Source organism: Bradyrhizobium sp. CCBAU 45321 (assembly GCF_028128975.1).
Taxonomy (GTDB): domain Bacteria; phylum Pseudomonadota; class Alphaproteobacteria; order Rhizobiales; family Xanthobacteraceae; genus Bradyrhizobium; species Bradyrhizobium yuanmingense.
Map to the genome: position 1 here is coordinate 1 of NZ_LFKZ01000087.1, position 11127 is coordinate 11127.

The window sequence follows — 11127 nt, forward strand, 5'->3', positions numbered from 1 at the left end:
GCCGCATCGAAGACCTGGCGGCGATTGAAGAGCACGAACCAGTTGCCGAAAGTCATCGCCGGTGTAAAGTTCATCGATGGAATCGAAGTCATTCCGAACACTGAAAGCCACGCCGCCTGATCAGGCCGCGTCACCCAAAATCAGCCATAGCTCGCGCATTTACCAACCGCTGTAGATGCTGGACGGTCCGCGAGACAGACAGAAAGCGGGGAGGGCGCTGTCCGTGCGAACGAACGGTGCGATGCCTCATCCTTTGTCAAAGCGCGCGCCCTGCTCGCCGCAACGCTAGCCGGCGCAAACGTCGAGCAGCTGCGGAACGAAATCAGGCAGGCCGGCAGCACAATGGAGAGCTGTGGACGCGGCTCCGGCCGAGACTGTTGATGGCAACCGCATTCTGAACGAAGTGGTTGGATCGTCGTATTTGCGACTCCGGCGATTCCAAGACCAGGCAGACCATTGTCTGCCAATGCTAAACGTTGATCAGACAGGCATCTCGCAAGTGCGTGACTTGCGTGCGTGTTTCGGCAATTGCCGGACACGGATTCCGGTAATTCGCGGACAGCAATTTCACTAATTCCGGGACAGGGATTCCGCTAAATCGCGGACAGTTGCGAAGGTTGGTTTGCGCCGTTCGGGCAATGTTCTCTCTCAAGTTGAGTTTGAGAGGGGCGATGCCGAGACGGAAGCAAGCGAAGCGAACAATTGTGAAGGACTTCGATCGATCCTGAGTACTGACCTATGAGCAAGGCCTGTCGGTCCGAGCTGCCTCGGAACGGCTGCAGATCAGCAAGACCTCGGTGGCCACCTACCTGCTGCGGGCACGTGAAGCCGGCTTGAGCTGGCCGCTGCCGCCGATTTACGAGAGCGAGGCGGCGTTGCAGCGGGCGCTGTTCCGGCGGGTCGGACGACCGCCGCAGGACTTGCACGAGCCTGAGTGGCCGCGCGTTGCGCAGGAGCTGAAGCGCAAGGGCGTGACGCTGACACTGCTGTGGCAGGAGTACCGAACGGCCCATCCCGACGGTTATGGCTACACCTGGTTCTGCGAGAAGTTTGACGCCTATCGGCGCCGGGCGAACCCGACCTTCCGTCATCCCACGCGGCGGGTGCAGTAATGCAGACCGACTATGCCGGTCCGACGGTGGAGGTGATCGATCCGCAAACCGGTGAGATCCGTCAGGCGCAGATATTTGTCGCGGTGCTCGGGGCCTCGTCGCTGACCTTCGCTATGGCGAGCTTCGGTCAGCGACTGCCAGACTGGATCGAAGGCCAGACCCGGGCCTTGGCGTGATTTTGGCGGCGTTCCCAAAGCGATCGTCTGCGACAATCTGAAGGCCGGGGTCGTCAAGGCGTTGTGGTTCGAGCCGACACTCAATCAAACCTTTGCCGCCATGGCCGAGCACTACGACACGACGATTTTGCCGACCCGCAGCCGCAAGCCGCGCGACAAGGGCAAGGGTGAAGGTGCGGTGCTGATTGTCGAGCGCTGGATCCTGGCACGGCTGCGCCACCGGCAGTTCTTCAACCTGGCCGATCTCAATAGCGCGATTGGTGTATTGCTCGAGGAGCTGAACAGCCGGCTGATGCGCCATGTAGGGAAATCCCGCCGCCAGCTGTTCGAGGAGATCGAGCGCACTGCCTTGGCGCCGCTGCCGAGCGAGCCGTTCGAATATGCCGAATTGAAACGGCCAAGGTCCACCCCGATTATCATGCCGAGGTCGACAAGACCTTTTACTCAGTGCCGCACCGGCTGATCGGTCGTCAGGTGGACGTGCGGCTTACCTATCGGGCCGTCGAGATCTTCCAGGATCACCGGCGTGTCGCCAGTCATGTGCGTCGTTCCCAGCGCGGCGACCATGTCACGGTGAACGAGCACATGCCCAAGGCTCATCAGCGTACGCCAATATGACGCCGGCGAGCCTGATCAAGATGGCGGCCCGGATTGGCGTCAACGCCGCCACGCTGGTCGAGCGGTTGATGGGTGAGCGCCCGCATCCCGAGCAGGGTTATCGTTCCGCCATGGGCATCATCGCCTGGCGCGGCGTTATGAGCGCGATCGGCTGGAAGCAGCCTGCGAGAGGGCGCTCGCCATCAACGCGATCCGCTACTCCTCCGTGAGCGCCATCCTCAAGTCCGAGCTCGACCGCGCGAGCCCTGCCACCGAACCCGTCAAAGCCACGCCCACCTGCGTATTCCACGGATGGTGATCAGCCGTTCCAGGCGATCGCGATCGCGGATTCCAGACGATGGTGATCACTTGCGGAGGCGAACACGACTGACGTGCTGATCTGTGCTGGAAATGATCTTCCTGGTCAAGACGGGCGGGGATCGCCTGGAGATCGGTCCAGCGGTCCATGGGAGTGCCCCGCGCGCGGCGCGGAGTGGCCCCCCCGAGCGACGCAGCGGCGCGCGCGGGAGGGACCTGTCGGCCGGTGGGGCGATCGGGCGCGCGGTGGTCACGCTTTTGTCCTATCATTGGCCCGACGACGCAGGCTGTCGCCCTTGAGCTCGATGCGGTGGGCGTTGTGAATGATGCGGTCCAGGATCGCGTCGCCGAGCGTGGGATCGGCAATTACGTCATGCCATTGCGCCACGGGAACCTGACTTGTGATCAACAATGATCCCTTGTCGTAGCGATCATCAACGATCTCGAGGAGATCACGGCGCTGGTCGGCAGTGAGCGCTTCGGGTCCCCAGTCGTCCAAACTGAGCAGATTGACGCGATCCAGCGCCGCGATCAGGCGGGCGAGACGACCTTCGCCACGCGCCTGAGCGAGGTCGGCGAACAAGCGCGGCACGCGCTTGTAGAGGACCGAAAAGCCATCGCGGCAGGCTCTGTTGCCGAGCGCGCACAAGCCAGCCAGGACTTGCCGGTGCCGGTCGGACCGACGATGACGAGATGGTTGTGCTCGTCATCGGCGCGCCGATGAGCGCGCGCCACTGGTCGACCGGGAGCTGGCTGGTGACGGGAGTGGAGCGGCGGCCGTAGCGATCCTCCAGGATCTAGCGGCGAGTGGTGACCATGATTCATTGGCTCCGACGAGATTCGGAGACGGTGCGTGCGCGGCGACGACAATCGGACGGGCGAGCTGTTCAGCTACGTCGATCTGGAAGCACGAGTGCGGCGTGATCATCCGCTGCGAGCGATCCGGACGATCGTGAACGAGGCGCTGGCGGTGCTGGAACGCGAGCTCGCCGCGCTTTATTCGCTGATTGCGCGCGCGTCGATTCCGCCGGAGAAGCTGCTGCGGGCGATGCTGTTGCAGGCGTTTTATTCGATCCGCTCGGAGCGGCTTCTGATGGAGCGGCTGGAATATGATTTGCTGTTCCGCTGGTTCGTCGGAATCGGCGTCGACGCAGCCTGGGACCATTCGGTGTTCTCGAAGAACCGCGACCGGCTACTGGAAGGCGACATCGGGGCCAAGTTCCTCGCGGCGGTGCTGGCGCAGCCCAGGGTGAAGGGGCTTCTGGCGGGTCGGTCGACGGCAACAGCCTGTTAGAGGAGTTCGTGGCAGGCGCCGGCATCGATTCTCTGGGCCAGCGCACGAGGGACCGGCTCTGCTTCAGGGACGCGCAGACCCTACCCGAAATGGCAGGTATTTTTGAACCTGTTATGCATATTATTTTGGGTAATCACGCTAGATTTCGATGAGTATGTGGTGAGGGATAGGTACATTCAGCGGGTGGTTCGAATGAATAGTCGTGACATAAAGCGCATTGTTGATGACATCGTCGCTGAAGCCATGTTAGCTCAAGACTCTTTCGCGCTGAGCGCTCAAGAAGCACACAAACATCATACTGGCCACGCTGACATTAAACAATTAACCGAAGGCCGCAACGCTCGAACTCTCATTGCCATATGGGCTGAGTTGAAGGGCATCCGCGCTGCTCTGACCGAAGTCGCACAGCTGATCGCCCATAAGAAATGAAAGTAGACCCCATTCGTGAGATCACCGGGGTCCACTCACAGGCGCCGCAGCAGACACGGGAATAATCCCGTGTACCGGCGCAGGCGTCGGTGGCGCGCGGCTTCGGCCGGGCGCTGCAATCCCCCATCTGACGCATCGATCGCTGCACACGTTGCGATTGGAGGCACGCCCCCCGCTGGCAGCATCGCGATCATAACTGCGAGCCGAGAAATGGCCAGGCCATGAACAACTCGTCGATCCGCCGCGTCGATGCTCCGTCTCGTCCTCTGCGTCATTCTCCGTCCTTCGCCCAAAATCCGATTAGTTAACCGGCCCGATTTTCGGGACCACCTGATCCGTGTAGCCGGGTAGAGAGCCACACTCGCGCGTCTATCGGAGGCGGGATCGTCGGCGCGCGAGCGCATCGTCTCGACGCCGCGCGTCTCCATCAACGTCGCCGTCGACCGGATGCGGTTTCTGCTACCAATACCAACTCGAGGACGGCCCTGCCTCCTCCGTCGAGGGCCCCGCGCCGTCGTCAATAGCGCTCCGCCACTAATTGCCCAAGCTTGAAGCGCACGTGGCGTCAGGTTGTACGATCAAAGGGAGGTTGAGAGCGATCTGTCATCCAACCAGCATGACGCGCTGTGGCTACGACCGTGCAAGTAGCGAGAACGAGCTATTGAGCGACCATTTCCATCTTGAAGAGAGGACCATCGAGGCGGTACGGCGTTATCGTGACGCGCTAGCCGCTGCCGCGAACTCTGAAAAGGCACAAGCTCGCGCACATCGAGCGCTCATCAGCATGCTCCCAGACCTGGAGCGCGCAGTGCTCGAGGATCGACCTCCGCCAATCAGGAAAAAGCTCTTTGATGCCGGTGCAAGAGCAGTCACTCAACTAAATGAGGCGCGGCAGCTCTTTAACGAGGCCACTGTGACGCTGGAGGGAGCTCGCCAGGCCTTGGCCGCTCTCGAGCAGCAGCTAGGATACATTCCAGATGTACCGGCGAAAGGAACTCGAGCGCGGTCTTGATCTGGATCATGGCTGACCGACCACTTACCTCAACTGAGGGTGAGGATCATTTGCGGGTGCGGGGGAGATGATCGGTATAGGCTTGCGTCGAGAGGTAGCATCTTGGGTTCTACTTCTAGTCGTCTCCATGCGCTGTTATTAACAGACAGGAGTTTGCTCAAGCGGTTTGGCATCAGTGCCCCGAATTCGCTTGCCTGACCGCCAATGCGGCAGCCGTCGAGGAGAGCATGATGGTTGACAGATTGGCAGGCCGCGCAGACGCGCTCCCTCGTCATCAGCACAAACACTTGCTAAGCAACGCTGACCAATATGTGTCGGCGCCCGATAGACAAGTCGCAGGTTCCGCTCATTAGAAATGTCATCGGTGAGAGGATAGCCAGGCTCGGCTGATCGCCCTTTGTTCGACCCGCCGGAGGCGCGGTCGATGGTCGGGACGCCCTTCGTCCCGACGCCTTCCGGCGCGCCCCCGCGCGTAGGAGCGGTCAAGGATCGAAGACCGCCGGAGGCGGCGGCCCAAAGGCCGTCCTTGACGGCTCCGAGCACGGTGGCACAAGGACCAGCGCTGGCCACGAGAGGCCGTCAGCCGACCCGGAATAGATTCTTGCCCTGACCGCGGCGGCGCGGTGCTTTCTTGCTGCGTCCTTCATCGCGCAGCTGTTGTTGCTCGGCGATGTACGCCAGAACTGGCCCCAGCCGCTTGTTCTCGACAATCGCGGCCTGGTCGACCTGCTGTAGCTTGTCGAAGGTGCGGTACGGCAGCTCGCGCCCCTGGTGCTTGATCACAAAACGCCCGTCCGGATAGTCGAAGACCGTGACGCGCTGACGGGCGAGGGGACGGGTCAGCTCGTTCGGCTCGAGCAGGAACAGCACCTTGTCGTACTGGAGCGTCAGATTGTTCGAGAGAGTGCGCTCCTCCTTCCAGGCAAAGGCGTCGTCAATATTGTCATGCGTCGCAAGCGGCCGGTGCAGATCCTTGTCGCTAAAAGGCACCTTGGCAAAGCGGCGATTGTAATCCTCCGTAAATGCCGGCAGGAACGCGTTACCAGCCTCAAGAGTTGAGATGCCCGCCAAACGCATCTCCTTGACCAGGCGGTCCTGCAGTGTGCCGTTGGCTCGTTCCACGCGCCCCTTGGCCTGCGGGACATTGGCACAAATGATGTCGATGTTGAGCTCGTGCAGCGCGCGACCGAACTGCGTCATCCCGTCGCCGCCGGTCGCGCCGACCTTGTTAACCCGGAACGTTGCGTGCTTGTCCGAGTAGAACGCAATTGGCTTGCCGTAGCGCTTCAGATAGGCGGTCGTCGCCCTGAAGTAGTCAAAGGTCGATTCCGTCTCGACAAATTGCAGATGCATCAATCGGCTGGTGGCGTCGTCGATGAAGACGAGCAGGGTGCATTGCGGGCCGCGGTTCTCAAACCACCAGTGTTCGGAGCCGTCGATCTGGACCAACTCACCAACGCAATCGCGGCGATGCCGCGGCTGGTGCACCGGCTTCAACCGCTGCCGGCGGTCCTTCCAAATCCCGTCCCCCAGCATCCAGCGCCGCACCGTCTCAACGCCGAGATGCAAACCATGCCGCTCCGCCAGCTTCTCTGCAGCAAGCGTCGGACCAAAATCCACGTAGTGAGTCTTGATCAGCGCCAGTGCCTCGCTCCGTACGATCGCCGGATAGGCTCGATTGCTCGGCTTGCCGCGCTTCTTCGACAGCAGTGCCGCAGGGCCTCCGATCCGATAGGCCTTCAGCAGACGGAACGCCTGTCGCGATGTGACCTGAAGCAGTTGCGCGGCCTCTCGCACTGTAATCCGTTCCGCCACGACATCCCGCAACACATGCACCCGGTCGATCTCAGCCCGGCTCATCGACAGCACCGTCATCACTCAAAACCCCCAGGCCTCATGCCTTAGACAAGTCCGAGCGTGACATCTCTAATGGGGAGGATGGTGACCTTTCTAATGAGCGTCTACAGCGTCTGCTCGCATAACATAGATTATGGAATAAATTACGACTTTCCGAACGCCGAAATTTGCTGGTTAGCTCTTAACCCAGGCTTGCTACGACGCAGCCGCTTGTCTTCGTTGGACGGCGTCGCGTTGGCGTCGACTTCGTTTCCGCATGCGTCGAATTGGAGTTATCGCAGGCATCGGTGACAGAGCCGTGGCTGGCGTCGGCTCTTCGACCGCACGCACATCAGGCAGCTCCGTTGCTTGTTAGGCGGGTGCGGGCCGAGCCTCCATGATCTCGAGAACCACGCGTCCCTTATCAGTGATACGCCAGCCGCCGTTCAACCGCTCGATGAGACCTTGGGAGAAAATGTCCAGGTCTGGCACGCGGGCTGCCAATCGCTTCGTGCGTTCGGCCCAGTCCCGTCCGCTGGTCGCCAGAATCGCCATATCGCGCTTGAGGTCCGCCATGACGGCGAACCCGTCTGGATAGCTGACCAGCACCTTGAGAACCGTCACCTGGAAGTTCACTGCCCCACCCGTACCCGGCTTCCGCGAACTTGCTGCCTCTACATCTTAGGAGCATTCGTGAACCTCTGTCGACTCATCGAGATTCATCCGCTGGTAGCGACCTATGTCGGATATGCACTGTCGGCGAGACGTTCTCTAATACCGTCCCCTGTATCAGGCGCGACGGGCTGACCAAGAAGATGCGCGAGATGCACCCTACCTGGTCGAGATGGAGAATATCGCGGCCAGGCGCGGCATCACCATCAGGGCTCCCCTTCAGGTTGCGCGGATCGGGCCGTTCACGGTGCTTGCCCCGAGCCGCGAGCGCTACATCAAACTGATCCCCGATCTCGACAAGACACCGCAGTCGTACGCGAGCGAGTCCAAGGGGCTTCTCGGCACTCTCTTCAAGGCTGCAGCCGACGTGGCGGAAAAGGTGCTGGAGCGCCTCGATTACGAAACCTTGGACGAAAACCCGCCGGCTACATCTGCATCGAACGAGACCTCTGTGGTGCAGTGGGCTTCCTTCGGTAACGAGCGCGTGCTGCTGACCGCCGATGTCGGCCCTGAAGGACTCGCCGAAGCGGCCGACTACGCGAACAGATCAGCTTACTGATCCAGCCGACGTTGCCCCAGATCCCTCACCACGGTAGCCGCCGTAACTTAGCGCCGATGGTGCTCAATCGCTGGCGAGGCCCCTATCCGGCTGAGAGCCGGGGATATGCCGTCGCCTCTGTTGGCAAGAACGAGGATATCTATCCCCGTACCAAGGTCGCCAACGCCTTCACGCGGCGCGGATACGAGGTGACGGCGACCCATAAGGGATGGATCAACTTCGTGCGCGGCTACGACCGCCGGGCTGGCGTTACAAACGCGTACGTTATCCCGTTCAAGCCAGATGTGGATGATGAATAGGTTCTTGCCAAAGTTCGACAAGTACACCCTCTACGCCCGTCTCTCCCGGTTGTTATCGCAGCAGCCCCTGCCATCGCGTTGGCCTGGACGGTAGTTGCGAGCAAGGAGGTGAGATGGGTGCAGGACATTGCAGGCACCGCGCTGGCTGTTGCTCGCGGCGGGGCTCGCGAAAGAGCCGTAGAAACAAGTCACCGCTGGCGTCGTGGGACGCCCGGCCGATACTGGGTTCGAGGGGCGGCTTTCGGCCTTCGGGGGTTCGGCCCGCCTCTGGACGGTGGACAAGCCCGGAGCCATCGCACCCTCGCGTTGAAATGTTGCAATGCGCTGGTAGCGTGATTCAAGTGATTCGGCTTCAGGGACCATAATGTCGCCAAGCACGACGCCGCGATCGACAGCCATTGATCTTCAGCCGGCGGTTGTGCATTGTGTTCCGTACGTCCTCGCGCCACCCCTGATCTCCAAGCTCCGATTCACGCAGTCCCTTTTCATGACGTCTGTAATTCAACGCCAGCCCGGCCCCTCCGCGGTGCCCGTACACGTCCTTATCGTGATGGTCGGAGACTATTTGGTCAGGTCGACCAATCTGCCCGGCTCAGGAGCACTCGCTCAGGCCGTCGTGAACTTCTGGCGTACTCTGCCGAGCAGTAGCTATCCGCAGTCTCAGGCGCTGGCCTCCGTCGAGGTGCTGGCATCGGATCCTGCCGGTGCCGTCACGATCGTCGGCGACAGCGGCGGCGCAGTCGGCGTAGACCGTCCCAACTATCCGACCGTCAGAGCAGCGCTTCTCAATTGGGCCCACCGGGTCAAAAAAGAGGGCGGCGTCGGCTTCCTGCACTGGATCGGCCACGGCGCGGAGCAGCTCAAGGGCGGCAACATCGTCAACCTCTCGTGCGACGGCCCGCGAGACGACGGATTGGGCCAGTCCGGCCTCGACTGGACGCTCACTCTGCACGTCATCAACTGGATCACGGCAGGCCAACCCGTCTATTGCTTCATCGACGCATGCCGATCGCCGAAGAGGGACGACCTCTTGGACGAAGGGATCGGCGCGCCAAACCTAGCGACGCCGGAGAACGCCTATGTCTTCTATTCATCTGCGAGAGGGCAAGAGGCGTTCTGGGTGGTCACCCCGAAGCAGGCCGCGATAACCGCCGGGTGCCGGGAACATGCCCTCGGCACGAGAGCGTTCATGGAGGCGCTGAAGGGCTTCGGGGCTCGTACGGACGATCCCAAGGCCACTGCGGCGCCGATCGTCGCGGCAGAACTGGTGCAGGCAGCGCACGCTCTCGTCACGCGTTGGGCGCGTCATCAGCAGATTTCGCCGGGTCCCAGCTGCCCCGAGGGGCCGCCGGGCTACAAGACCCGGCCGATCCTGCTGACCAGAGAACCAAAGAGCACCGTGGACGTTCATGCCAAGGGCGTGCCCTCGCCGACGTCCTGTGATGCGCTCTGTGACACTCCCCCACCCGTCGGCTCGGAAACCGCCTCCCCCATTTTTGAGTTCCGACTGGCACGAAAGCCGCAGGCAACCTGCCCCAAAATGGTTCAACTCTGCCCCGTTTGTCCGTGTGCAGGCGCCCAATGGGCTGGTCAAAGACGGGGTCCTTTCCTCCGAAGAGCCGGGCGGCCCGTAAGAAAAGTGCCTTTCGCTCCTCGGGGCCAAGCGGGCGTGGGCTCCCGCTGTCCTGGACACCTCTGCCGCCGCCAAAGTGGCAAGTCTCGAGCTTTGGACCAAGGAAGAGGGCGAAGTATCGGACGGCGCCGTCCTAACGCTGCGGAGACCGTCGAGCGGGAGCGGGAAGGCTCTGTTTGCCAACGACGGCCACCTGTTCTGCTACGCGGTCGTGTGCCGCAAAGACAATACGACCGTGCACGTTCAGAACGCTGGAAGGTTCTATCTGGACGTTCTCTCTCTCGGTGATGGCCCCGAAGCCGTACCGCGAGCGCTTTTGGACACCAGTCTGGCGGGAGCATTCTGGGGCTTCACCGAGCATCAAAATACCGCGGCCGCCGAGCTCGCCGCGAAAAGGCTACTATCGGTCATTTTCCATACTTCTGGAGCGCAGGCCCCTCCGGCTCCCTGGATAGCCGCGGCCGGCCACGCCGTGCTCGCCCACCGAACTCTGCTGCCCGAATACGGTGAGAAGGTCCCCTCGCTTCTCGGCTCGCCCGATGCTCCGACGCCAGACGCCGAATTCCTGAAGGCGGTCGTCGGCATGGCTCTCCTGAGCCTTGGGAAAGGCGATAAGGAGGCCGTCAAGAAAGACGTGCACGCCGCGATCTTGGCCCTGGCCGAGCATCGTGCGACCTACGGCGAGACCGTGCGCTGGCTGGACATCAAGTTCAGCATTCTCCGCGAACTCGCGCTGCGAGAGTTCAAAGAAGATGGCTTGAAGGACAAGCTAAGGGCCGTCTCCAAATGGCTACGAACTTCGTACGCAGGCGGTCAGATCGCCGCATACCTCGGCGAGGCTCCCATAAAAGGTCGTGGCTGGCACAACGTGCTGGCGCAAAAAAAAAGGATCCATGACCTAGTGCTCGAACACCTCGAGAGCAGGCTGCCGAACCAACCTCCCAAAAGGCCTCGCCCCGAGCTGGTTCATTCGGCAGAGCAGGACATTCCGAAAAAGCCGCCAGCGCCGCGCCAGCGCGCGCTGACGGACAGGGAAAAGAAGATGGCCGATATCCGCGCTATGAGCCCGGACCAAATGGACGATGCGGCCCTGAATCTGAAGAAAGAGCGATTCAATCTACGGTTTCAGCGCGCCACCGGCCAGTTGGAGAACACTTCGCGTATGAAGCAAGCGCGCCGCGAGATCGCCC

6 protein-coding genes and 4 pseudogenes are annotated in these 11127 nt (G+C 61.6%); 7 read left to right on the forward strand and 3 right to left on the reverse strand.

Going from position 1 to position 11127, the window contains the following annotated elements:
* Positions 1–731 precede the first annotated feature (731 nt).
* Positions 732–2204, forward strand: a pseudogene (istA, locus tag ACM43_RS10265) (IS21 family transposase).
* Between the two features lie 249 nt (positions 2205–2453).
* Here the strand turns inward: istA and ACM43_RS10270 are convergent.
* Positions 2454–2899: pseudogene (locus ACM43_RS10270) on the reverse strand (ATP-binding protein); the annotation flags it as partial.
* Between the two features lie 157 nt (positions 2900–3056).
* On the opposite strand from ACM43_RS10270, the pseudogene ACM43_RS10280 reads away from it, so the two are divergent.
* Together ACM43_RS10280 and ACM43_RS10285 are read left to right on the forward strand one after the other, a co-directional pair.
* A pseudogene (locus ACM43_RS10280) lies at positions 3057–3470 on the forward strand (transposase); the annotation flags it as partial.
* 219 nt (positions 3471–3689) lie between these two features.
* Positions 3690–3926 carry a hypothetical protein gene (locus ACM43_RS10285; protein ID WP_157786109.1) on the forward strand — a complete coding sequence of 79 codons (237 nt, stop codon included), beginning with the start codon at positions 3690–3692 and terminating at the stop codon, positions 3924–3926.
* A 1591-nt stretch (positions 3927–5517) separates the two neighbouring features.
* Here the strand turns inward: ACM43_RS10285 and ACM43_RS10290 are convergent.
* Positions 5518–6813, reverse strand: coding sequence for an ISNCY family transposase (locus ACM43_RS10290; protein WP_271539908.1), 1296 nt, complete (start codon positions 6811–6813; stop codon positions 5518–5520).
* A 177-nt stretch (positions 6814–6990) separates the two neighbouring features.
* Positions 6991–7410 (reverse strand): annotated as a pseudogene (locus tag ACM43_RS10295) (hypothetical protein).
* A gap of 208 nt (positions 7411–7618) precedes the next feature.
* Between ACM43_RS10295 and ACM43_RS10300 the strand changes: the two are divergent.
* The 4 genes from ACM43_RS10300 to rpmC form a co-directional block, all read left to right on the forward strand.
* On the forward strand, positions 7619–8005 hold the full coding sequence (locus tag ACM43_RS10300) for a hypothetical protein (RefSeq protein ID WP_050996333.1): 387 nt from the start codon (positions 7619–7621) through the stop codon (positions 8003–8005).
* 56 nt (positions 8006–8061) lie between these two features.
* The gene (locus ACM43_RS10305) at positions 8062–8304 is read left to right on the forward strand and encodes a hypothetical protein (protein ID WP_050996334.1); all 243 of its coding nucleotides are present in this window, start codon (positions 8062–8064) and stop codon (positions 8302–8304) included.
* A gap of 565 nt (positions 8305–8869) precedes the next feature.
* Complete coding sequence (locus tag ACM43_RS10310) at positions 8870–10225, forward strand: hypothetical protein (RefSeq protein WP_157786112.1); 1356 nt, start codon at positions 8870–8872, stop codon at positions 10223–10225.
* 754 nt (positions 10226–10979) lie between these two features.
* The coding region (rpmC, locus tag ACM43_RS10315) for a 50S ribosomal protein L29 (RefSeq protein ID WP_271539909.1) at positions 10980–11127 on the forward strand (148 nt) is incomplete at its 3' end.